This is a genomic window from Chitinophaga sp. Hz27 (genome assembly GCF_042263525.1).
Classification (GTDB): Bacteria; Bacteroidota; Bacteroidia; order Chitinophagales; family Chitinophagaceae; genus Chitinophaga.
Genome location: NZ_JBHKFJ010000002.1, coordinates 139,978 through 164,338 on the forward strand (window position 1 = coordinate 139,978; position 24,361 = coordinate 164,338).

General features: G+C 43.4%; 23 protein-coding genes. 13 read left to right on the plus strand and 10 right to left on the minus strand.

Annotation, left to right across the window (positions count from 1 at the left end):
- Positions 1–16 precede the first annotated feature (16 nt).
- The 4 genes from ACE38W_RS04455 to ACE38W_RS04470 are packed head-to-tail and all read right to left on the minus strand — an operon-like array spanning position 17 to position 4,408.
- Entirely contained in the window at positions 17–616 is a 600-nt protein-coding gene (locus ACE38W_RS04455) for a hypothetical protein (RefSeq protein WP_375829042.1), read from the minus strand.
- Entirely contained in the window at positions 616–2,058 is a 1,443-nt protein-coding gene (locus tag ACE38W_RS04460; protein ID WP_375829043.1) for an AAA family ATPase, read from the minus strand. Before ACE38W_RS04460 ends, ACE38W_RS04455 begins: the two co-directional genes overlap by 1 nt.
- A 36-nt stretch (positions 2,059–2,094) precedes the next feature.
- The gene (gene mgtE / locus ACE38W_RS04465; RefSeq protein WP_375829044.1) at positions 2,095–3,471 is read right to left on the minus strand and encodes a magnesium transporter; all 1,377 of its coding nucleotides are present in this window, start codon (positions 3,469–3,471) and stop codon (positions 2,095–2,097) included.
- A gap of 58 nt (positions 3,472–3,529) precedes the next feature.
- Positions 3,530–4,408 (minus strand): bestrophin family protein, encoded by an 879-nt coding sequence (locus ACE38W_RS04470; RefSeq protein WP_375829045.1) that lies wholly within the window; start codon positions 4,406–4,408, stop codon positions 3,530–3,532.
- A 152-nt stretch (positions 4,409–4,560) separates the two neighbouring features.
- Between ACE38W_RS04470 and ACE38W_RS04475 the strand changes: the two genes are divergently transcribed.
- From ACE38W_RS04475 to ACE38W_RS04505, 7 genes are all read left to right on the plus strand, one after another.
- On the plus strand, positions 4,561–5,013 hold the full coding sequence (locus ACE38W_RS04475; protein WP_375829047.1) for an SET domain-containing protein: 453 nt from the start codon (positions 4,561–4,563) through the stop codon (positions 5,011–5,013).
- Between the two features lie 127 nt (positions 5,014–5,140).
- Complete coding sequence (locus ACE38W_RS04480; RefSeq protein ID WP_375829048.1) at positions 5,141–5,620, plus strand: MarR family winged helix-turn-helix transcriptional regulator; 480 nt, start codon at positions 5,141–5,143, stop codon at positions 5,618–5,620.
- A gap of 61 nt (positions 5,621–5,681) precedes the next feature.
- On the plus strand, positions 5,682–7,250 hold the full coding sequence (hutH, locus tag ACE38W_RS04485; protein ID WP_375829049.1) for a histidine ammonia-lyase: 1,569 nt from the start codon (positions 5,682–5,684) through the stop codon (positions 7,248–7,250).
- Positions 7,228–8,898: a urocanate hydratase gene (gene hutU, locus ACE38W_RS04490; RefSeq protein ID WP_375829051.1), complete on the plus strand. Its 1,671-nt coding sequence runs from the start codon at positions 7,228–7,230 to the stop codon at positions 8,896–8,898. The genes hutH and hutU overlap by 23 nt, the downstream gene beginning before the upstream one ends.
- 10 nt (positions 8,899–8,908) lie before the next feature.
- Entirely contained in the window at positions 8,909–10,138 is a 1,230-nt protein-coding gene (gene hutI, locus ACE38W_RS04495; RefSeq protein ID WP_375829052.1) for an imidazolonepropionase, read from the plus strand.
- Positions 10,135–11,145 carry a formimidoylglutamase gene (gene hutG / locus ACE38W_RS04500; protein ID WP_375829053.1) on the plus strand — a complete coding sequence of 337 codons (1,011 nt, stop codon included), beginning with the start codon at positions 10,135–10,137 and terminating at the stop codon, positions 11,143–11,145. The genes hutI and hutG overlap by 4 nt, the downstream gene beginning before the upstream one ends.
- Before the next feature lie 255 nt (positions 11,146–11,400).
- Complete coding sequence (locus ACE38W_RS04505; RefSeq protein ID WP_375829054.1) at positions 11,401–12,225, plus strand: CHAD domain-containing protein; 825 nt, start codon at positions 11,401–11,403, stop codon at positions 12,223–12,225.
- On the opposite strand, the gene purU is transcribed toward ACE38W_RS04505, so the two are convergent.
- Entirely contained in the window at positions 12,222–13,088 is an 867-nt protein-coding gene (gene purU / locus ACE38W_RS04510) for a formyltetrahydrofolate deformylase (protein ID WP_375829657.1), read from the minus strand. The genes ACE38W_RS04505 and purU overlap by 4 nt on opposite strands.
- Positions 13,089–13,148: 60 nt before the next feature.
- Here purU and ACE38W_RS04515 point away from each other — a divergent pair, with 60 nt between their 5' ends.
- Together ACE38W_RS04515 and ACE38W_RS04520 are read left to right on the plus strand one after the other, a co-directional pair.
- Positions 13,149–13,622, plus strand: a complete 474-nt coding sequence (locus ACE38W_RS04515) for a metallophosphoesterase family protein (RefSeq protein ID WP_375829055.1) — start codon at positions 13,149–13,151, stop codon at positions 13,620–13,622.
- 86 nt (positions 13,623–13,708) lie between these two features.
- Positions 13,709–14,746 (plus strand): DUF4421 domain-containing protein, encoded by a 1,038-nt coding sequence (locus tag ACE38W_RS04520; protein ID WP_375829056.1) that lies wholly within the window; start codon positions 13,709–13,711, stop codon positions 14,744–14,746.
- A gap of 2 nt (positions 14,747–14,748) precedes the next feature.
- On the opposite strand, the gene ACE38W_RS04525 is transcribed toward ACE38W_RS04520, so the two are convergent.
- Together ACE38W_RS04525 and ACE38W_RS04530 are read right to left on the minus strand one after the other, a co-directional pair.
- A complete protein-coding gene (locus tag ACE38W_RS04525; RefSeq protein ID WP_375829057.1) occupies positions 14,749–15,333 on the minus strand; it encodes a TIGR00730 family Rossman fold protein in 585 nt (194 codons plus the stop codon).
- 3 nt (positions 15,334–15,336) lie between these two features.
- Entirely contained in the window at positions 15,337–15,966 is a 630-nt protein-coding gene (locus ACE38W_RS04530) for a hypothetical protein (protein WP_375829058.1), read from the minus strand.
- A gap of 124 nt (positions 15,967–16,090) precedes the next feature.
- On the opposite strand from ACE38W_RS04530, the gene ACE38W_RS04535 reads away from it, so the two are divergent.
- A complete protein-coding gene (locus tag ACE38W_RS04535; RefSeq protein WP_375829059.1) occupies positions 16,091–17,695 on the plus strand; it encodes a hypothetical protein in 1,605 nt (534 codons plus the stop codon).
- A gap of 74 nt (positions 17,696–17,769) precedes the next feature.
- On the opposite strand, the gene ACE38W_RS04540 is transcribed toward ACE38W_RS04535, so the two are convergent.
- Complete coding sequence (locus tag ACE38W_RS04540) at positions 17,770–20,040, minus strand: aconitate hydratase (RefSeq protein WP_375829061.1); 2,271 nt, start codon at positions 20,038–20,040, stop codon at positions 17,770–17,772.
- Between the two features lie 256 nt (positions 20,041–20,296).
- On the opposite strand from ACE38W_RS04540, the gene ACE38W_RS04545 reads away from it, so the two are divergent.
- Complete coding sequence (locus ACE38W_RS04545; protein WP_167016372.1) at positions 20,297–20,518, plus strand: PspC domain-containing protein; 222 nt, start codon at positions 20,297–20,299, stop codon at positions 20,516–20,518.
- Between the two features lie 308 nt (positions 20,519–20,826).
- Positions 20,827–21,654: a hypothetical protein gene (locus ACE38W_RS04550; protein ID WP_375829062.1), complete on the plus strand. Its 828-nt coding sequence runs from the start codon at positions 20,827–20,829 to the stop codon at positions 21,652–21,654.
- 71 nt (positions 21,655–21,725) lie between these two features.
- On the opposite strand, the gene ACE38W_RS04555 is transcribed toward ACE38W_RS04550, so the two are convergent.
- The gene (locus ACE38W_RS04555) at positions 21,726–22,130 is read right to left on the minus strand and encodes a hypothetical protein (RefSeq protein WP_375829063.1); all 405 of its coding nucleotides are present in this window, start codon (positions 22,128–22,130) and stop codon (positions 21,726–21,728) included.
- Positions 22,131–22,211: 81 nt separating this feature from the next.
- On the minus strand, positions 22,212–23,030 hold the full coding sequence (gene kdsA, locus ACE38W_RS04560; protein WP_375829065.1) for a 3-deoxy-8-phosphooctulonate synthase: 819 nt from the start codon (positions 23,028–23,030) through the stop codon (positions 22,212–22,214).
- A gap of 239 nt (positions 23,031–23,269) precedes the next feature.
- Here kdsA and ACE38W_RS04565 point away from each other — a divergent pair, with 239 nt between their 5' ends.
- Positions 23,270–24,208 carry an NAD-dependent epimerase/dehydratase family protein gene (locus tag ACE38W_RS04565; RefSeq protein WP_375829067.1) on the plus strand — a complete coding sequence of 313 codons (939 nt, stop codon included), beginning with the start codon at positions 23,270–23,272 and terminating at the stop codon, positions 24,206–24,208.
- Positions 24,209–24,361 lie beyond the last annotated feature (153 nt).

Consider the following 24,361-nt stretch of genomic DNA (forward strand, 5'->3'; position numbering starts at 1 on the left):
ATAATTAGTAGTAGAGCTATTTGCTATTTAAAAGTTGTCTTAGCTGCTTGAAAAGTTCACTCTTTTGCTGCATGATCTTCTCCATGTCTAGGTAGGAGATGAACTTTTCGCAATATGAACCTTTAATGTAGATTTTATTGGCTTTCCGGAATAAGTCCTGCATCTTTCTGTTACCATCATTCCCGGAGATTTTGGGAGGCTTCTTGATTTTTAGGAACTTACAAAGCTCCTCTGTGCATAACAGAAACCAATCCTCTAACATTCTTTTTGCAGGAATCTGATTAAAAGAAGCTATGTTGAGCATCTTAACTGATTTTTCCACTTTTTTCCAGTCTACGGGCGGATTTTCAGCAAATTCAAATGCATCCGTATCATAGCAGCAAAACACATGGAAGATACCATCGGGATACTTTGGGAATATTTCCAATTGCAACTTGGCTGGTATTTTCCGGGAATATTTATTGATACCTTGGAGGTTGATTATTTTGACTATCGGGGCATGTATAATTTTATCTTTCTTTTTAATAAATGTTATTAATTCAGTATAAAAAGCATCCTCCGTATCTCCTTCCACAAATAATACAATAATTGTTTTTGCTTGCTTTGGAGATTTCATCAAGTGCAAATTTCATTTAATATTTCCGACTCGCCCCTGCTGGCGTCTATCATTAGATCAAATATTACATCGCCCATAGGTAGACCATATAGAGACGCTATTTTATTCAGTTTCGACATCTTACTCTTTTTAATGCCTTTAAATTGGGCTGTTCCCTTTGTATTGGGTAATCCAATTTTAATGCTTTCGAGGTTCAAGTATTTAATTAGATATGGTGAATGGCTGGTAACTATTAAACGTGTATGTTCAGTTAAGCTATCCAATATGATCAATAATTTTTGAAGCAATGCAGGATGTATGGAATTCTCTATCTCTTCGAAAAACAGTAGCGGAATATTGTTGAGCTCCGCTGCAATGACCGTTTCTAATAAATAGAAGATTTTTTGTGAACCTGCAGATAAAAAATTTATACTGGTTTCCTGGTTATTATATTTTTCTATTACGATTATTTCATAAAGTTTATCAGGTAAGTCAAGCGGAATACCTTTTTTAATTCTCTCTTTCTCTTTAAAATCAATTTCCACAGGCTCAAAGGTTGCTACTTCCGGTAAAAGTGCTATGACCGCATTTTTAAATACCTGATAAAGATCTTTTCTTTTAATCATAAGACTATAGAGAAAAAATCCTGTTTCTGTGTCTTTGGGAAAACTCAGATCATACTCCGCTTTTATTATTCTCTTTGGTCCTATAGTTTGATAAAAAGAGGCCGGATCACGTAATGTGTCCGCTGATACTACACGGATATTATTGATTGCTTTTAGTACTTCATGATAAAAGAGCTCATCAAAACTTAATAATTTAGACAAAACCAGATCTTCTTCATCAATCAAAATAGATTTATCGCACCTGCCTGTAACGGAAGGCAGGTACATCGCCTCCTGGTTTGCTCTTTTAATTAATTGCTTAAACTTTGCATCATCATTAACTTTTATTTTGAGGTGTTCCTCTCGGATTTTGCACCCTTTGTTCCCATTTTTCAGCCATTCAAAAGAGAAAGAATAAATAACGGTGTACTGCTCTTTTTTCGTTTTTATCTCAGTTGTCAGCTCAAAAAAAAATGGCTTGTTATCTACGTTTTTATTGATTGGAATGATACCGGCAAAAGCCATCATTTCCTTTCTGATTTTGCCTGGCACTTGTATAAACGTCGTGGCAAACTGTATAGCGGAAAGCACGTTGGACTTTCCATAATTGTTGAATGCAACCAATGCATTGATCTTATTAAGATCAAGATCGAGGTTGTCTATATTGGCGAACCCGTCAATCTTAATGTTTAAGATTTTCATAAATGTACTAAACGGTTTCTTATTGCCGTTTGTCTTTCTTGTAATGAAATGAGTAATGTGAAGATACGCAATAATTTGTTTCGTTTCAATAAAAATAATTTTAAATGAATCCATCCGTGGTATAACCTTACCCATAACGAAAACGCCTGTCTCCACGCAGTAGAGACAGGCGTTTTATATAAAAGAACTTTATTACAGTAATATTCCTTTCATCATAGAGTAGGCTACGGAGAAATAAATGAGCAAGCCCGTTACATCCACCAGCGTAGCCACAAATGGGGCGGAGGAAGTGGCCGGGTCAGCGCCGAGTTTCTTCAGTAGCAACGGCAGCATAGAGCCTGATAATGTTCCCCATAACACAACGCCTATCAGCGAAAAGCCTACAGTAGCGCCTATCAGCACAGTATGCTCACCATAAGTATGGAAGAAAGTATTCCACAAAAGGATACGAATAAAACCTATCGTTCCCAGCACGCCGCCCAGCAGCAGGCCGGAGATGATCTCCCTGCGCATTACGCGCCACCAGTCGCTGATGGTGATCTCACCAAGCGCCATGGCCTGGATGATCAGGGTAGATGCCTGTGATCCACTATTACCACCACTCGAGATGATCAATGGTACAAACAACGCCAATACCACCGCTTTGGCTATCTCGTCTTCGAAAAAACCCATGGCAGTAGCTGTCAGCATCTCGCCTATGAATAATACTACCAGCCAGCCTACACGTTTCTTTACCAGTTTTAATAAAGGCATGTCCAGATATGGCTCGTCCAAAGCCTCGGTACCACCGATTTTCTGGATATCTTCAGTATGCTCTTCATTTGCAATCCACAACATATCATCAATGGTGACGATACCCAGCAGTATGCCCTGATCGTCTACTACGGGAAGGGCTACACGGTTTTCCATACGGAATACCTGGATGGCCTCCTCCTGATCGTCATTAACATGCAAGGATACAAAACGGTCATCCATCAGTGTATGCACCACCGTGTCAGGAGATACCAGCAGGAACTCGCGGATACGAAAGTCATCTAACAGATGTCCATGACTGTCAATAACATAAATAACATCGATCGTTTCACTGTCCTTGCCATGCTCGCGGATGTAGTTCAATACCTCTTTCACGGTCCATTCTTCGCGGACAGCGATATAATCAGGGGTCATGATACGACCCACGCTATTCTCCTTATAACCCAGCAAAGACAATGTAATCCGTCTTTCTTCCGGGTCCAGCAGCTTAATCAGTTCCTTTACCGCCTCACTGGGAAGTTCTTCCAGAAAAGAGGTACGGTCATCCGCTGGTAATTCATTGAGTAATTCGGCAATCTTGGCGGGGGCTAACGATTTAATAACATCTTCCTGAAGTGGAAAGTCAAGAATACGGAAAGCAGCAGCAGCGCGACTTATCGACAGGTTGTTAATAATAACACCTGCGTCGTCGGGCTCCTCGTGTATGAGCTCTGCTATGTCCGTAATCAGCTGGTCGTCCAGATAAACCGTTAGTTCCCGGAAGTTTTTCTCTTCCACCAGTTCGCTGAACTTTTCCAGTAATGCTTCATTTTCCATGTACAAATTTGACTCTGTCTGCGAAATTAAGTTAAAATAGTACGCAGCCGGGCAGGAACTACAATAATTCTCCTACATGCTGGCGAATATTGCCACAGATTGTATCTGTAGGCAGGTCGTTGGCATCCTTGCCAAACGGATCTTCAATTTCTTCTGCAATCAGCTCCAGACTGGCCAGCACAAAGAATATGAAGACTATCATAGGTATGATCAGATATCCCAGACTGAATACATATCCGAAGGGCATCGTCATGATATAAAAAAATATAAACTTCTTAATAAACACAGAATAGGAAAATGGTATCGGTGTATTCTTAATACGCTCACAGGCGCCGCATACCTCTGTCAGCGACTGTAATTCATTATTTAAAATAATTAACTGGTCCCCGCTCAGCTGACCCTCCCGATGCAGTTCCATGATCTTGTTCATGATCAGCTGCGCCAACTGGTTGGGTACATGCTTTGTCAGGTCAGGACTATAATCCGGCATGCCCGGTATAGCTTCCATCTCTTCCGCGATATAGGTTTTACGGAGATGATTTTTAAGCGAGTAGGCATAATTGGGGATCATCACCTTAAACCAGGCCCTGGCCGCCGTATTGCTGGCCGGTAACATCGCCTGAATTTTAATGGACAGATTCCGGCTGCTGTTTACTAATGTGCCCCATTGTCTACGGCCCTCCCACCAACGGTCATAGGCCGTATTGGTACGGAATACCAGTAACAGGGATATCACAAAGCCCAGTAATCCGTGCATCAGGGATATGTTCTTGATCTCGCTGTTGGCAGATAATTTCCATACCTCCAACTCCAGCCAGGCTATGATCCCTGAATAAATAGACAAGGCTACAAACATGGGAAATAACTTCCTTACCGTATCAGCCTTGTGCAAACGGAATATAAACGTAAACCATTCCTTTGGATTATAATTTATCATCTGTTGCTTTTAATTCAGATTTAACTCAGTTGCAAAAATAGGTCACCCGACGAATTAACAATTCGGGGCGCAAACCTAAAATTTTTCAGGATGATTTTGATAACTTCTTGCTTTAACTTTATTTTACGCCTTCTTTTATCCGAAATTGTGCTATGATTAAGCCATACTTATACGTGCAAAAATCCAAAGGCAAAGGCCGTGGAGTTTTTACCAACGACGATATTCCAGCAGGAACAAGGATCGAAACGTCCCCAGTACTGGTACTTTCCCATGAAGATACCATCCTGGCCGATAAGACTTTCCTCCATAATTACCTGTTCCTCTGGGGCGATGATGAATCCGAATCTATCGTAGCACTGGGTTTCTGCTCCATTTATAACCATGATTACACTCCTAATTGTAAGTATGAGATGGACTTTGAAGAAGAAACCATGAGCATTATCACCCGTAAAGCCATTAAAAAAGGTGAAGAGCTCACCATCAATTATAATGGCGTGCCTACTAACAAAGCACCGTTATGGTTTGATATGGCTCCTGCTGATGCCGCCGCTGAAACATCTAAAAAATCCAAAGACAAAGACAAAAAGAAGAAGAAAAAGAAATAAACGCAGCCCTTATTCAGATTGCCGGACATACGACCTGCCTTCCAGCTGGCATGTCCGGTAATCTGTAATTATGCAGATTAATTATTATTTTGTAATATTGTATAAGTGCTTATATAATTTCATCAACATGTCCTTCTACGCTTCTCTTGGTCACCTGGTATTTGGAACCAGGCTACGTCGCCTCAGCGAATACTTCCTCATGGAAGTAAATAAAATCTATGAACAAGAAGGTATTCCTTTTGATGCCAGTTGGTTCCCGGTATTTTATATCCTCTCCAAAGGGCAGCCCATGCCCATGATAGATATTGCCGAACAGCTGGAAATAAGCCACAGCGCTGTCAGTCAGATGATCACCAACCTGCGCAAAAGAGGCCTGGTAAAAACAGATTCCTGCAATGATGATCGCCGCCGCCAACTGGTAGTCTTTACTCCGGAAGGAGAGGCGCTACTCAAACGCGTACAGCCCATCTGGAAAGCCATCACCGAAGCCATGGAAGAAATGGCGGATGAACATAAACACAGTAAGCTAATACTCACTGCCATAGCAGAGTTAGAACAGTCTGTCCAGGAAATGCCACTGGCAGAAAGAATAAAACAGAAGATCTAATTAAATAATCATACACCAAATACAATCATACACCAATTCAAACCATTAATAAAACCTGACCATGAGTAATAGTTTCAAATATGGTATTGATACCTTATCCGTTGCGAAAGTCCTGGACATCGCCGCTGGTAAAGTAAAAGGAGTGCTGGTGCCTGAAGCCATCGATCGTATACAGGCAAGTGCCGGATATGTACAGTCCATCGTTTCGCAGCATACCACCGTTTATGGTATCAACACCGGTTTCGGCCCGCTCTGCGATACAAAGATTTCAGAAGAAGATACCCGCACTTTGCAATACAACATTCTGCAAAGTCATAGTGTAGGCGTTGGCGATAGTATCCCGGAAGAGATTTCCCGTATTATGCTCATCACCAAAGTACATGCCCTTGCACAGGGATATTCCGGTGCGGCCCTCGCCACGCTCGAACGCATCATCTGGCATATCGAAAATAAAGTAACACCTTGTGTGCCGGAGAAAGGCTCTGTAGGCGCTTCCGGCGACCTCGCCCCATTATCTCACCTCTTCCTGCCGCTCATCGGATTAGGAAAAGTTTGGTATAAAGGCCAGGTTACTGACATGCAGCATGTATTGCAGCAAGAACAGCTGAAACCTGTAGCACTCGGCCCTAAAGAAGGGCTTGCACTCATCAACGGTACCCAATTTATCCTCTCCTTCGCCGTTAAAGCAGTGTCCCGCCTCCACAATGCGCTGGAAGCTGCTGATATTATCGGGGCCCTCTCCCTGGAAGGCCTCATGGGTACTGCCAAACCTTTTGACCCAAGATTACACGATATCCGTCCTTACCCTGGCAACAAGCTGGTGGCTCATCGCCTCAAAACCATGCTGGATAACAGTGAGATCATGGCCTCTCACGTAGACTGTGGTCGCGTGCAAGATCCATACTCCCTCCGTTGCATGCCACAGGTACACGGCGCTTCCCGCACCGCATGGGAACACCTCAACTACCTCACCAGCATTGAATTAAATGCTGTTACTGATAACCCGATCATCTTTAGTGCTGAAGACACAATCAGTGGTGGTAACTTCCACGGCCAACCAATGGCTTTACCGCTGGATTACGCCACTGTAGCCGCTGCGGAACTAGGCAATATCTCCGACCGCCGTTGCTATATGATGATCGAAGGACGTTATGGTTTGCCTAAACTCCTGATACAAGATGCCGGCCTCAACTCCGGTTTCATGATCCCACAATACACCACCGCCGCACTGGTAACAGAAAATAAAACGCTCTGTTTCCCTGCCAGCGCCGATAGCGTGCCTACCTCCCTCGGACAGGAAGATCACGTATCCATGGGCTCTATCAGCGGTCGTAAACTCAACCAGGTAATCGGTAACCTCGAATATATCCTGGCTATCGAATTGCTGTATGCCGCACAGGCAGTAGATTTCCGCCGCCCGCTGAAATCAGGCCCCATCCTGGAAGCAGTGCATGCGTTCACTCGCCAGCATGTGACCTTTGCTGATAAAGACCGCATCTTCGCTACTGACATCGAAGCTTTACATAAAATCATCACCAATCAATCCCTGGTAAGCGTAGCCAACGAAGCTGCTGCCAATAGTCAATTATCATTAAACGGTACTTATCATGAACAGTTTGGACTTTATTAAATCATTTGCGGCACACCCGCATTATAAAGCACCACATGGTGCTACCCTGCATGCTAAATCATGGCAAACAGAAGCCCCGCTGCGTATGCTGCTCAACAACCTCGATGCTGAAGTAGCAGAAAACCCGGATGAACTGGTAGTTTATGGTGGTATCGGACAGGCTGCGCGTAACCGCGAATCGCTGGAAAAAATTATTAAAATACTACTGGAACTGGATGAAGATCATTCTCTCCTCGTACAGTCAGGAAAACCAGTAGGTATTGTTCGTACGCACCCACAAGCACCTCGCGTAATGCTGGCTAACAGTAACCTCGTGCCTAAATGGGCTACCTGGGAGCATTTCAACGAACTGCGTGCCAAAGGATTGATGATGTATGGACAGATGACTGCTGGTAGCTGGATATATATCGGTACACAAGGTATCCTGCAAGGAACCTATGAAACCTTTATGGAATGCGGCCGTCAACACTTCGGTGGTAACCTCAAAGGCAAATTGCTGGTAACTGCTGGTATCGGTGGTATGGGTGGCGCTCAGCCACTGGCAGCCACAATGGCTGGTGCAGTGTTCTTAGGTGCTGACGTAGATGCTACTCGCATCCAGAAACGTATCGATACTAGATATATCGATCGCATGACTCATTCTTATGAAGAAGCGGTACAATGGGCTAAAGAAGCCATGGATAAAGGTGAAGCGCTCTCTATTGGCCTGGTAAGTGATGCAGGTGATATGTTAGAGAGATTATTGGCAGATGGTATTATCCCGGATATTCTGACAGACCAGACTTCCGCCCATGATCCAATCAATGGCTATATTCCTAATGGTATGACTCTGGAAGCTGCTATAGATCTGCGTAAAAAAGATGCTGCACAATACAAGCAGCTGTCGCTCAAGAGCATGGCCCGTCACGTAGGCTTCATGCTGGAAATGCAGCGCCGAGGCTCCGTAACTTTTGATTATGGTAATAACCTCCGCGAATTCGCTAGAGAAGGCGGAGAACCTAATGCATTCAACTTCCCTGGATTTACGCCGGCATATATTCGTCCACTATTCTGCGAAGGTAAAGGCCCTTTCAGATGGGTGGCGCTTTCTGGTGATCCTGAAGATATTTATACTACCGACCGTGCACTCATGGAGGCTTTTCCTGAAAATACACACCTGATCAACTGGCTGAAACAAGCGCAGGAAAAGGTGGCTTTCCAGGGCCTACCTGCACGTATCTGTTGGCTCGGTCTCGGCGAACGCGAAAAAGCCGGCCTGATCTTCAACGACCTCGTAAAATCTGGTAAAGTAAAAGCACCAATCGTTATTGGCCGTGATCACCTGGATTGTGGCTCTGTAGCTTCTCCAAACCGTGAAACAGAAGCCATGAAAGATGGCTCTGATGCAGTGAGCGACTGGACATTGCTCAACCTCATGTCTAACACAGGTGGCGGCGCTACCTGGGTATCTTTCCACCACGGTGGTGGCGTTGGTATGGGCTATTCTCAACATGCCGGTATGGTGGTACTGGCAGATGGTACCGACCGTGCAGCTGCATGTCTGAGCCGCGTACTTTTCAACGATCCAGCAATGGGTATCTTCCGCCACGCAGATGCTGGCTACGAAAAAGCACAGGAATGGGCAGATAAATTCGGTATCAACATCTAAAATACAAACCATGTTAATCGGACCTTTCTCTCAAATACTGCCTATGAGCGGACTCCAGCTCAAAGGCGCCCTCCAGGATGAACAGCTGCCAGTTATACACAACGGTGGCATCATCGTAGAAGGTAATACCATAGTGGCTGTTGGTCCGTTCAACGAACTACAGCAGGAATATCCGCAACATGAACTGTTTCAAATCAATGAACCCCTGGTATTAATGCCGGGGTTCATCGATTGTCACACACATATCTGCTTTGATGGCAGTCGTAGCCGCGATTATGCGATGCGTATTGCCGGAAAATCATACCTTGAAATTGCCCGCGCAGGCGGCGGTATCTGGGATTCCGTAACCAAAACGCGTATAGCCGACCAGGTTACCCTTACAGAAAATACTATTGCCCGTGCGAACAGACACCTACAGGAAGGTGTTACTACCATAGAGGTAAAGAGTGGCTACGGTCTGGATTTCGACAGTGAGCTGAAAATGCTGAAAGCTATTCAACTGGCAGGGCAACATACCCCTGCAACACTGGTTCCTACCTGCCTGGCCGCCCATATGAAGCCCCGCGATTTTGAAGGTAGTGAAACAGCCTACCTGGACTGGGTTTTACAGGAATTACTTCCCGCTATAAAAGCCGGTTCTTTGTCTGACCGCGTGGACATCTTCATTGAAGAAACTGCATTTTCAGCCGCTGCGGCTACAGCATACTTGAAAAGTGCTGCAGCACTGGGCTTTAAAGCAACTGTACACGCCGATCAATTTACTGCTGGCGGTGCAGCAGTAGCAGTAGCAACAGGCGCACTTTCTGCCGATCATCTGGAAGCAAGTACAGATAAGGAAATCGCCATGTTGGCGGCTTCTGATACGGTGGCAGTCGTACTTCCTGGCGCTTCCCTTGGCCTGGGCATGCAATATGCTCCAGCCAGGAAATTACTTAATGAAGGCGCCTGTGTAGCCATCGCCAGCGACTGGAATCCAGGATCAGCCCCTATGGGCGATTTGCTGATGCAAGCCGCTGTAATGAGTGCCGCTGAAAAACTTTCTACTGCGGAAGTTTTTGCAGCACTTACCTTTAGGGCCGCACCAGCACTGGAACTGAAGAATGCCGGACAATTAGCACCTGGATTCCTGGCAGACATGCAGGCATATCCTACTAATGATTACCGCGATATCCTTTATTTCCAGGGGAAGCTAAAACCTTCCAGGGTGTGGAAAAATGGTGAAATAGTTTCAAACTTATGATAACAAAGGAATTCTATCATCCTACTGTAAATGGTATCTGGACAGGTCGTACAGACGGAACCACACCGGATCTGCTCAGATGGCACCAGGTTGTAAAACTGGTGAATCTCCAGGCGGAACCTTTACCACCGCTGGCCGAAAACCAGAAGGGTATTGCTTTCCTGGGCTTTGCCTGCGATGAAGGCGTAAGGCGTAATAAAGGCCGTGTAGGCGCCAAAGATGGCCCTGCTGCTATCCGTGCCGTATTGGGTAATTTCCCTGCACACCTCGCAGATAATGCTGTAATGGTAGATGCCGGTGATGTTGCTTGTTTGGATGGTAGGATGGAAAACGCACAGCTGGTACTGAGCGAAGCTGTGAAAGCCTTACTACTCGCAGGCTACCTGCCGGTAGTGTTGGGAGGCGGTCACGAAATTGCGTATGGCCATGCCCGTGGTATCCGCGAATATGCCCATCAACAAAAGATGCGCGTAGGATACATCAATATGGATGCTCACTTCGATATCCGTATTCCTGGCCCTGAAGGCACATCTTCTGGCACCAGCTTCTATCAGCTGGCACAGGAAGCCAAAGAAAGTAACGAACCATTTAATTACCTCGCCTTAGGTATTCAGAAACTGGGAAACACCCGCCAGCTCTTCAATCTGGCTGGAGAATCCGGTGCTACCTATGTAAGTGCCGATGCTTTTCACCTGAATGATAAAGATACGCTGAATGCCGCGATAGAACATTTTCTTCGACAGGTAGACTACGTATATCTTACCACCTGCCTGGATGTTTTCTCCGCCGCATTTGCGCCAGGAGTAAGCGCTACAGCCTATAACGGTATTCAGCCTGATGGCCTGTTCTTACAGAGCTATCGCGCTATTATGGAAAGTGGAAAAGTGAAAGGAGTAGATGTTGCTGAGCTCAATCCTGTTTATGATTTAGACAATCGTACTGCCAAACTCGCTGCTGCACTGGTTTTCGAAACCGTGATGGCGCATTGTGGTGATGATACGATTTGATTTTCACTTTTCTCACAAAGAAGCAAAGTTCAGCAAAGAAAGGCCTTCGGCAGGCACGCAAAGCAGCATAAGGGGCAAAGCAGCAAAGACCTGTTTTCTGTTAATGTTTAAGAAAGTCTGTTTATTGCCTGACAACATAACATAATCCTTTGCTGCTTTACCACTTATGCTGCTTTGCGTGAAACAAAATGCGCCGAAGGTGCACTTCTGGGGATTTGCGGATCTTTGCTTATTGCGAGAAAAAAACGCGTATCCATGATAAAGGAAGCTTTATATAACTACCTGTTATCGGAAACCAAAGCCCTGGTTGCTGCACATAACAAGCTGGCCCTAAAGCCCCGGGACCAGGCGGCTGTGCATGAACAGCGTGTTGGGGTTAAAAAAATACGCGCCTTCTTCGACCTCACTGATAACATTCCCGGACTGAAATTCAAGTACGGACGCTACCTTAATAAAGGACGTATGCTACAGGCTATCGCAGGCATCGCCCGCGATGCACAACTGCAAACACGTGCACTGAATAAATATGAAAAACAATTACGCTGGAGATTTAGCTATGCACATCTGCTCTTACAGGAAAAGCAGGAAGTAGCAGCTGAATTGACCCTGACAGCGGTAAAAAGATTAAAGTTATCTCAGCTGGAAGAATTACCGCAGGCTTTTAAGAAACACCTGGAACCCTTGCCAGAAGCAGAACTGAATATACTATTGCTCAAATATATAGACAGCGAATATGGTAATATAGGATCGCCAGCATTAAAAGCAGGACACGTTGCATGGCATGAGCTGCGCAAAAAAATGAAGCGCGCCTACTATCAGCTCACCATGCTGAAAGATGTATTGCCGCCCACTTCGCACTACCATCAAATGTTGGCTTTTGCCAAAAAAGCGGGGGAGCTATTAGGTACCTGGCATGATAGCAGTGAATTACATTTTTTCGTACAATCTACTATGCGTAAGGTCAAAAAAGAAAAGCTGCCCTTGCCCGTTAAAGCAATGCAGCTCTTAAAAATATTAAAACAGGAAAGCCAGGAAAAACTGGCTTTATGTGCCATGCATTTTCCAGAAAGAATTGTCTAAAAGACAATTGTTTTATTTCCTAATACAATCACCCGATCATCGATATGTGCTTTGACTGCACGTGTCAATACCTGCCGCTCAATATCTCTACCCAGCATCACCAGGTCTTCTACAGAATGTTTATGTGTAACCCTGGCAACGTCCTGTTCAATGATAGGGCCTTCGTCCAGTTCGTCCGTAACATAATGCGCAGTGGCGCCAATAAGCTTCACGCCGCGGTTGTAGGCGTTTTGATAAGGTCTTGCCCCAGCAAATGCCGGTAAAAATGAATGGTGAATATTGATGATCCGCTGTGGAAACAAGCTTACAAACGCAGGTGATAATATTTGCATATATCTCGCCAGCACAATAAAATCTATGGAAAAATCCTGCATGAGCTGCTGTATAGTAGCCTCCTGGCTCGCTTTGGTGGCCGCATTTACGGACAAAAAGTAGAAAGGAATACCCATATCAGTACATTCTTTTTCCAATACCCTGTGATTGGAAATAATAACGGGAATGTCTACACCCAGTTCCCCGCTACGCCAGCGCCAAAGCAAATCCAGCAGGCAATGATCATACGCAGAAACAAAAATTGCCATCCGCTTGCGCTGTTGTGTATAACTGATTTTCCATTCCATTTTCAATGGCGCCGCCACCTGTTGTTCAAAGGCTGCTTCAAATCCTGGTACCACAGGCATTTGCAGCTCCATGCGCATAAAAAATAATCCTTCTTTAGGATCTGTACTGTGTTGACTTGCATCGAGTATATTTGCACCGGAATTGAAGAGGAATTGTGAAACTTTCGCTACAATTCCCGGTTTATCCGGACAACTAATTAATAATCGGGCAGTAATAGGAGAGAGGTCATTATTTTGTTCCATTGTAGAAGCTTCTGTCTGTTTGCTCAAAATATTGAAATTTCATTGAAAAAAATAGGATTGATGTCTGACACCCATAGCTACCTGCATCCACAGGTATTCAACTACTTTAAAGAAGTGGATGAAATATGGCATGCTGGCGATATTGGAGACGTTAAACTGGCAGAGCAACTGGAAGCATTTAAACCATTTCGTGCAGTTTGGGGTAATATTGATGGGAAAGATATTCGCGTAAGATATCCGGAAACACAATTATTTTCATTGGAAGATGTAAAAGTCATGATAACCCATATTGGCGGCTATCCTGGCAAATATGCACCAGGCATTAAAGCACAACTGATAGCAGAAAAACCGAAACTATTTATCTGCGGACACTCACATATTCTGAAAGTAATGCCCGACCCGGCATTACAGTTGCTACACATGAACCCAGGCGCCTGTGGTCAACAAGGCTGGCATAAAGTAAAAACACTGCTGCGTTTTCAGCTCGATGCCGGCGATATCAAGCAGCTTGAAGTCATAGAACTGCCCAACTGACGTTATAAAATTATCATCCGTCGGATTTTTAGTATTAATGAACCGGGAATTTGTAATTTGCCCGGCCCTACAATTTGTTAACGTATATGGTTAAACGATTACTCCTCATTTACTGTTTATTTTGCCTGGCTGCCACTCCATTGACCGCCCAAAGTAAGCTGTTTAAATGGCTGAAATCGGACACTGACACTACTTACGTCCAGGATCATACCGAAGATATCACCTTCCGGTTCTATGGTTCCAGGAAATACAGTAAGTATGATATAGTAGATATTAAAAAGAAAAAAGATATACTGTATCGCCCGAACTCGCCGCTCAATATAGGATTTGGTGCCAACTATAAATTTATAGGACTTAACCTCGGCTTCAATTTTCCTTTTGTCAACAGGCATAACGACAAATACGGCCAAACGCATTATCTCGATTTGCAATCACATGTATACCTGCGAAAGCTGGTCATTGACTTATATGCATCCAGGTATAAAGGCTTTTATATCGGCAATGCTGAAAAGGTATTCGGGAAAGATTATGTCAGTGAAAATCCTTATCCACAGCGGCCCGACATGCGCAATACTACCTTGGGTTTAAATACACAGTACATTTTTAATGATAAGAAATTCTCTTATCGCGCGCCAAATCTGCAGAACGAATACCAGAAAAAAAGCGCAGGCTCGCTAATAGTAGGTGGTGATTTCTTCTATGTAAAAGTAAAAGGTGATTCTTCCTTAATTCCCAGCAATATCGCTGATACAGGGTTTCTGCATGATGCCCATTACTATAAAACTGATATCGTCAGCAGTACTGCAAATGTCGGATATGCCTATACGTTAGTCCTGAAAAGCCATTGGTTTTTATCATTGTCAGTGACAGGAGGTTTGGGGATCAACAGAACGAAACTTTACCTGGAAAATGGTGATGTGAACCGTAATTTCGGCTGGCAGATTAACAATACGGTACGTGCATCCTTAGGTTATAATTCTGTGAAATACTTTGCAGGCATACATTATGTGGGTAATACCAACCGTAGTGAGATGGCATTACCCAATACTTACCAGACTTTCGGCGCTGGTAATTTCCGTGTCAGTGTAGTAAGGCGATTTGTCTTACAGCATAAGCTGTTCTAAGCTTAGCTTTCCTGTGTGCTAGGGATCCATTTAGGACCTTCCAACGGCTTATATGCCTCCATCTTTGCTAATAACATTTCAATATCATCGCTGTGCAGTAGCATATCTTTGTTGGCTGCAGATAAGAAACCTTTAGCAGTCATGGTTTCTGCTAATGTAATCAACGCATCATAAAAGCCATTTGTATTCAATAAGCCGATTGGTTTATTATGAAGGCCCAGCTGTCCCCAGGTAAGCATTTCAAATAGTTCTTCCATAGTGCCAAAGCCGCCAGGCAACGCAATGACGCCGTCACATAGTTCATTCATTTTTGCTTTGCGCTCATGCATAGTATCTGTCAGTATCAGCGCCGAAAGGCCGGCATGCGCCAGTTCTTTCTGTTGCAAGAAATGCGGCAACACACCAATTACTTCGCCTCCTTCTGACAGCGCGCCATCGGCTACGGCGCCCATCAGGCCTACTTTTGCACCGCCATACACCAGGCCCATTCCTTTTTTGGCAATGGTGGCGCCCAGTAACATAGCTTGTTCTTTATAAATAATTTCGTTTCCCATACTGCTTCCACAGTATACAGCTATACGTCTCATAAGTTATAATGTTGCTAATTCGTTATTAAGATTCTCCCTGGCTGCTGCTTCCAGCTTATCGCGGAACAATTCCGTACGGTAAATAAACGGCATATCCAGGAAATGTAACAGCACCTTCTTCCTTCCAGGTTTGTATAGCAGATCTGGAAAAATTGCATATTCTTTCCGGATATTTTGGCTATACTCCTGGTATGTTTCCGGTACGGCGCCAAGTACTTCCAGGTCCAGATCCAGCATTAGATCGGTATCTGAATGACTATTCTGCATTGGATGCGATTTTGTAGCGAGTATTAAATCATGCACCTGCGCAATTTCATCTTCCCAAAATTCTATCTTTTTGAGGAATTTTACCGCTTTTTCGGCACTTTTCTCTTCATTATCCTTTGCCGTAGCCTTGTAAATGATGTCATGAAAGAAGATCGCAAACAGGAATGCATCTTTATCCTGTATCAGCGCTTCATGGGTGATAGCGCTGCTGATCATATTGCGTATATGCGTCAGCGTATGATAATATCTGCCTTTTGCTGTATAGTGTTTTTGCAGATCTGCAAATGTAACTGTAATCAACTCCTGATCAGCAGTGTATTTTTCGCAGAGATCTCTCCAGAGGTATTCCAAAATCAATGAATTCATAGTAAACAAATGTAATTCTTCAGACAAGATAAATAGATCAACTTTTGTCTAAGTGTTAATATATCCCGATTTTTAAAAAGATATATATTGCAGATTAATTTAATAATTATATCCTTATAATACTATGTTTAGAAAGATCTGTTACGGCATCAGCGCCTGCTTTTTGTTGATTTCAGGAAATGTCTTTGCACAGGAACTCAATCCTGAGATCATTATCAGCAAGGAGATTGATGAGCCAACTTACGGAGGCGCCAGGTTATTGCAAATGAAAAATGGGAATACACTCTACTTCCATTTTTCTGAGAAAGAAGGAATAGAAACCATTGTTTTTGACGCTGGTCATAAGCAAATAGCTGAAGCAAAGACCCGACTGGAGTCTATGCCCAAAATTGGCTTTTTGAAAGCTGCCTTTCATGGGCTATTTGAATTGAATGGTAAGGCTGTAGCCTTTTTTAGAAAATATGGGAAAAAAGATGGGAGCCTTTACAGAATCACTTTTGATGGAAATAATGGCAAACTATTAGAAGAAAAATTGATTGTAGCTGGTAATGATTATAGCTGGTATGAAGTGTTCAAGGATCCTGCATCAGAATATTATGGCATAGCCCAATGTACAAGCGCTAATAAGGATGGAGGTATGTCAATGAAATTAACCCATTATTCTCCCACCAATGAAGTGATTAACGAAGGACAATATGAAGTACAGGGAAATTGGTACAGATTACTGGGCATGTATGTGCATGGTGCTGAATATATGGTTGCCAGTTCACGCGGCTGGAACAGGGAACTCGGATCTGTGAAATTGCTAATTTCACGCCTTGCTAAAGGTAGCCATGATATCACCACAGCAACAGTGACCGCTTATCAGTCAACATTGCCTCCGGAAACAACAGATTTTAAATACAATCCTGTAAGTAAACAGCTTTATATGGTTTCTGTACAGGAAATCGAACCGGAGAAAAAGGTTATTAAATTCAAGCCCAGAGGAGAGAAATTGGAAATGGGTACAAATGTACAACTAGTCAGACTGAACGTAATCGATCCGTCTACACTCAAAACTAGTGTTGACAAAACCATTACTCATCCTGCATTAAATACTTACTCGCAGACGCACCTGAAGCATAAAGATGATTACAATGGTACGATACAAGATTTTCAACTCCATACAGATGGAACCGTTAGTTTGATGTCAGAGGAATTAAGAACTGTTCCTGCAGGCAACGGTGGATTAACTATGTACATTGGAGACTTAGGCATCATACATATTAGTGAAAAAGGAGAGGAGTTGTCTGATAGCTATGCAATTGCAAAGGAGCAGTATCACGACAATCACTACAATGCCTTTGATGCATACAAGAGAACGGCAGATGATATGGATTATGATACCCAGGTAAAAAGGCAGAATGGCTACTGGTCATTCAATCATCTTTACCTAAATAACCAGCTCTATTTACTTTTTAATGATATCAGAGATAATGTGACTGATAACGAGAATTATAAGGATAAGAGCGGCCAGACAAAACCCGATAAAACTAACACTATGCTAGCTTGGTTTGACGGTAGTAAAGTTCGTTATCAGTATCTTTTTGGTGAGTCTGCAGGCAACATGAACCGATACAGCCGTCTGGATCTTAATGCGCTCAGTCCTGATGGAAAATCCTTAGCCACACTAATGATAGAACGCAAGGGCTCCAAACAGGAAGCGCATATCGTTTGGGTAAAATTCTAACTAACGGTGAAGTATAAACGAAAAAGGTCTCTACGGATGTAGAGACCTTTTTCATTTATTTAAGTTCGATTAGCTTATGCTTTTTTAGCAGCTTGTGCACGGATTACGTTCAGTGCGCCACCAGCTTTGAACCACTCGATCTGTTGTTCATTGTAAGTGTGGTTTACAGCAAACTCGTCTGTGCTGCCATCTTTATGATGCAGAACAACGGTCAGTTGTTTACCTGGAGCAAAGGTAGTCAGACCAAGGATGTCGATGTTGTCATCTTCCTGGATTTTATCGTAGTCTTCTTTGTTAGCGAAAGTCAGACCCAGCATACCTTGTTTTTTCAGGTTAGTTTCGTGAATACGAGCGAAAGATTTCACCAGGATTGCACGAACACCCAGATGACGAGGCTCCATAGCAGCGTGTTCACGGCTAGAACCTTCACCATAGTTTTCGTCACCAACTACAACAGCACCCAGACCAGCAGCTTTGTAAGCACGCATAGTAGCTGGAACTGCACCGTATTCGCCTGTCAGCTCATTCTTAACGGTATCAGTTTTGTCGTTGAATGCGTTTACCGCACCAATCAGCATGTTGTTAGAGATGTTATCCAGGTGACCGCGGTATTTCAACCATGGACCAGCCATAGAGATGTGGTCAGTAGTACATTTACCTTTTGCTTTGATCAGCAGTTTCAGACCTTTCAGGTCAGTTCCTTCCCAAGCCGCGAATGGAGCCAGCAGCTGCAGACGATCGGAAGTAGGAGCAACAATTACCTGAACGCCGCTACCATCTTCAGCAGGAGCCTGGTAACCAGCATCTTCTACTGCAAAACCTTTAACTGGCAGCTCGAAACCTTTAGGTTCATCCAGCTTAACCTGTTGGCCATCCTTGTTAGTCAGGGTGTCGGTCAGTGGGTTGAAAGTCAGGTCACCAGCGATAGCCAGTGCAGTTACGATTTCAGGAGAAGCAACGAATGCGTGAGTAGAAGCCAGACCATCATTTCTTTTCGCGAAGTTACGGTTGAAAGAAGTGATGATAGAGTTCTTACGGTTAGGATCATCTACGTGACGAGCCCACTGACCAATACAAGGTCCGCAAGCATTAGCCAGTACAACACCACCTACCTGTGCAAAAGTGTTCAGTAAACCATCTCTTTCGATAGTGTAACGAACCAGCTCAGAACCTGGAGTGATAGTATATTCAGATTTCATACCCAGACCTTTGTCAATAGCCTGTTGAGCCAGAGACGCAGAACGGGAAATATCTTCGTAAGAAGAGTTGGTGCAAGAACCGATCAGGGCTACTTCCAGTTTCTCAGGCCAGTTGTTTTCTTTAACTGCCTGTGCAAATTTAGAAATAGGCCATGCCAGATCTGGTGTGAATGGACCATTTACATATGGTTCCAGTTCATCCAGGTTGATTTCAATTACCTGATCATAGTATTTCGCAGGATCAGCATAAACTTCAGCATCCGGACGCAGGTGTTGTTTCACCGCATCAGCAGCTGCAGCAACTTCCGCTCTGCTAGTCAGTTTAAGGTAGTCTGCCATTTTCTCGTCGTATGCAAACAGAGAGCAGGTAGCACCAATTTCAGCACCCATATTACAAATGGTTGCTTTACCGGTAGCACTGAATGAATCAGCACCTTCACCGAAATATTCAACGATAGCACCAGTACCACCTTTTACAGTCAGGATACCAGCAACTTTCAGGATAATATCTTTTGCTGAAGTCCAGCCACTCATTTTACCGGTCAGTTTCACACCGATCAGTTTAGGCATCTTGAGCTCCCAAGGTAAGCCAGCCATCACGTCTACCGCGTCAGCACCACCAACACCGATAGCCACCATACCCAGACCACCTGCGTTAGGTGTGTGTGAGTCAGTACCAATCATCATACCACCAGGGAATGCGTAGTTTTCCAGTACTACCTGGTGAATGATACCAGCACCTGGTTTCCAGAAACCAATACCGTATTTGTCAGAGATAGAAGAAAGGAATGCGTATACTTCTTTGTTAGTATCGTTAGCAGTCGCCAGATCTTGAACAGCGCCTACTTTAGCTTGTATCAGGTGATCACAGTGTACTGTAGAAGGAACCGCAACTTTATCACGACCAGCAGTCATGAACTGCAGCAACGCCATCTGAGCTGTTGCATCTTGCATCGCTACACGGTCAGGAGCAAAATCTACATAAGATTTGCCTCTTTCATAAGGTGTAGTAGTAGGTGCGGATAAGTGTGCGTATAAAATCTTTTCGGCCAGGGTGAGCGGACGACCTAACATCTTCCGGGTCGCTTCCACCTTACCCGGTAATGCCGCATACACTCCTTTAATCATGTCAATATCAAACACCATGATAGAAAAATATTTAAGAGCGGTTAAAAATTGCTTGCAAAATTACACTAAAATCAACAAGTTTTTAAATTAAATCACGTGAGACTGAGATTGCACGATGTTAATGTTAATTATCATATTTAATTAGTAAACGACGTTCAGAAATTCCTGATTTTGACCGTTTTGGGCCAATAAACTGATAATCAGGGTGATTTTCGCCCAAATCACTCCTACCTCACTGCTTGGTAATAACATTGGAAAATGATAAATTTGGTTCATGAACCGAATTAAAGATTTCGTGGAATGGAAGGCATTCGGTGTTTGCAGTACAATTGGTGAGAAACTTGGTGTTGCAACTTCACGGATTCGCCTCTTTTTCATCTATGCCACTTTCCTGACAATGGGATCGCCAGTGATCGTGTACATGGTCCTTGCTTTCTGGGTAAATATGAAAAATTATATCCTGAATGCTCGTCGCAACCCTGTGCGCTACCTGTAATTTATTGCCCCCTACTAACGCCGATTTTAGACGCATACCCATTTGCGGCTACAAATCCCCTTTTATCCTATTCTAATCATGTCCTCACTCTAAGTGACTTTCACTATCTTGTTTCCTTTGCTAAGTAAACCATGCCTTCAGACATGCAGTAATGCTGCATATCTCCTGCTATATCCTTAGTAAAAACTGTACTGAATAGCTACGTAATTCCAGTCATGATAAATATATCTACCTCCCGGAATTCGTATAGCCACGCTTATTTTAACTTGATAACCTATTTCATAAGTCTATCACATCAAATTCTATTTATGAAAAAACTACCTGTACTGCTGGCATTAGGAACAATCCTGTTTTCATGCTCTTCCAAAAATGATCCTAAACCTGTCCCCACAGACCCTGCAGCATGTCAGCTTATAAGTCTGAATAATGATAGTAAGATCACTCAGCCTATTCCTTTTTTTTCGTATTCATTTGAATATGACAATATCACCGGCAGAATGACCAGCTTTACAGATGATATTTACCTCCATAAATTATCCCATAAGGCCGATTCCATTATTCATAGCTATACTTCTAAAACAAATCCATTAGGTATTCCACTGCGACAAATACTGGTGAAAGATAAAAAATCTTCATGGCCAGCATACCGCCTTAGTACCAGCTTCTATTCTTCAAGCCAGCCTTCAGTACTGGATGACTCGACTATATTTGTTATGGATGATGGTGGAAGAGTCGTTAAATCTGTTTCATACAGGTATGGCACTAATCAGGCGCGCGACAGTGTCACCTTCAAATACGATGCAAAAGGGAATATCAGTGAATCGGAATCTCCGGCCGTAAAAATAACCTATACTTACTTCGAAAATACTTTCTCACCTGCCTCCCTTTTTGTTGGTTTCAGCCAGCAATTGCAATATATGCCTGGTTTTCCAATGGTATATAATGGAACCAATAATATCAAACAAGTAAAAGCGACATACCCATCGGGAGTAACGCAGGGAACACTCTTTACCGATATTGAATATACTTATGTTTACAACAAAGGATATAAGGTAGATACTATCTATGCAGCTTATAAATTATTGAGCGGAGAAACTGGCAACACCTTCTACAAGCCAGCATATAACTGTAACTAACGGACATCTATAAACTAAAAAGCGCAGCTGCCACAAATTGACAGCTGCGCTTTTTAATATGTTTCAGGTTACTATTCCAAATGAAAATTGGTCATGCCATGATAATGGTTCTGCAATTCATTCAACGTGATGTTATGTTTCAACTCACGGAATTCATCTCTGTAATGCAGTACCATCAAAGGCTCATGCCCATCCGGATACCAGCGTACGGAAAAAGGCCCGCGCACGTATAAAGTACCTTTGCCATTCCCTGATGTAGCTTCATCTACATGAAACTGCAATTGTAAAAGCGTTTCAGGAGTAAGCTTCACTGCATACAGGTTATCCAGATCATACCACAACTCATTATCATTATCTGTGGCAACCAGTATTTTTTTACTGAAATGATCTACTTCCAGGATTTTGCCAGGTCTTTCAACTCCTCCATAACTTGTAATAACCGTATCACCTGCTTTAAGTTGGTGGATGTTTATCATAATGAAGACGTTTTAAGTGTTATATGAATATACGTAAAACGCTTTAGATGATCAAGATGTTCGACCTGATTTTTTACCTGTTTATTTTACCACTTTTCTGATCTCTACGAGTTTCTCCAACAGCTCCTCCAGCAAGTCCAGACGCAGCATGTTAGCACCGTCAGATTTAGCACAGGAAGGATCAGGATGCGTTTCGATGAATAAACCATCTGCACCTGTAGCAATTGCAGCTTTAGCAATAGTACTGATCAGTTTTGGATTACCACCGGTAACGCCACTGGTTTGATTTGGCTGCTGTAATGAGTGCGTGCAGTCCATCACCACTGGTTGTCCCAGCTCACGCATGATAGGAATATTGCGGTAATCTACTACCAGGTCCTGGTAACCAAAGGTGGTACCACGTTCTGTCAGCATAATTTTATCATTGCCGGCGCCTTTGATTTTTTCCACGGCAAATTTCATGGCCTCTCCACTGAGAAACTGTCCTTTCTTTACGTTTACTACCTTGCCGGTTTCTGCTGCTGCCAACAGAATATCTGTTTGACGGCACAAAAATGCAGGGATCTGTAAAACGTCCACATAAGCCGCTGCCATAGCTGCTTCTGCTGCTGAATGTATATCTGAAGTTACAGGTACGTTAAACGTCTTACCTATTTTCTGCAATAACTCCAATCCTTCCACATCACCAATACCAGTGAAGGAATGAATACTCGTACGATTGGCTTTGCGATAAGAGGCTTTGAAAATATAAGGGATTCCCAGTCTTTTACAGATGCCGGAAACCTTCTCGGCTACTGTCATCAGTATCTCTTCTTCTTCAATCACACAGGGGCCCGCGATCAGGAAAAAATTATCCGGATTGTACTGCTCCTGGAACAATGATTTTAAATGCTTCATCATAATTTTATTTCTGTTGAATCAGGTTGCAAAGGTAACCTTTATTATGTAGTATTCAGGCCTTTCTAAAAGCCGCTTGTAAAGCAAATGTCATAATATTGTAATCCAGAAACAATTCTGTTCCAAAAGGGTAATTGCTATTGTTATAGCATTGTCAAGCGCATAAGCATCCTGCTCGGAAATAGACAGGAACCCACTAATATTACGTCCGTTTAAAAAATATCTGCAACAACAAACTTGTTATGAAGAAAGATAAGATCCTGGTTATTGGTGCCTGTGGACAAATTGGCGTGGAGCTGACCCTGGCCTTAAGGAAAATGTATGGAGATGCAAACGTACTGGCGTCTGACCTCCGTGAGGAACACGATCTGCTGAAAGGTACCGGGCCTTATGTGTCGCTGGATGTGATGAACAAAGAAATGTTGCACGTACTGGTGATTCGTCACAATATCACCCAGATCTACCTCCTGGCAGCTATCCTCTCTGCCACCGGCGAAAAAAATCCATTGCTGGCATGGCATATCAATATGCAAAGCCTGCTCAATGTACTGGATATCGCTAAAGAAGAACACCTCGATAAAGTATACTGGCCTAGCTCCATCGCTGTATTCGGTCCTAATTCACCCATGCAGGAAACGCCACAACATACCATCATCGAACCTACTACCATCTATGGTATCTCCAAATTCGCCGGCGAACGCTGGTGCGAATATTATAACCACCGTTATGGCGTAGACGTTAGAAGCCTGCGCTATCCAGGTCTTATCAGCTACAAATCAGCACCAGGCGGCGGTACCACAGACTATGCCGTAGAAATCTTCCACGAAGCTAAAGAACATAAAAAATACACCAGCTTCCTCTCCGAAGATACCTACCTGCCTATGATGTATATGCCTGATGCCATCAGAGCCACCATCGAACTGATGGAAGCCGATGCCTCTAAAATAACCATCCGCAGCGCATATAACCTCTCTGCTATGAGCTTCTCTCCAAAAGAAATCGCAGCAGAAATCAAAAAACATATTCCTGAATTTACTATAGGCTACGAACCAGACTACCGCCAACAAATCGCTGATGGCTGGCCAAACAGCATGGACGACACCATGGCGCGTAAAGACTGGGGCTGGAAACCGGAATACGACCTCGCTAAAATGACAAAAGATATGTTAGATCATATCTAATGTCGCAATACTTAAGGGCAAAAAGGGCCATTGATCCTCACGGGTCGATGGCCCTTTTTGATAAACAGCAAATGTTGGTCATCCTCACCATACTTCCTATACTATTATCTCCAAGTGGGAAATTTTTTTAAATATATAATTTCCGGATTGCGT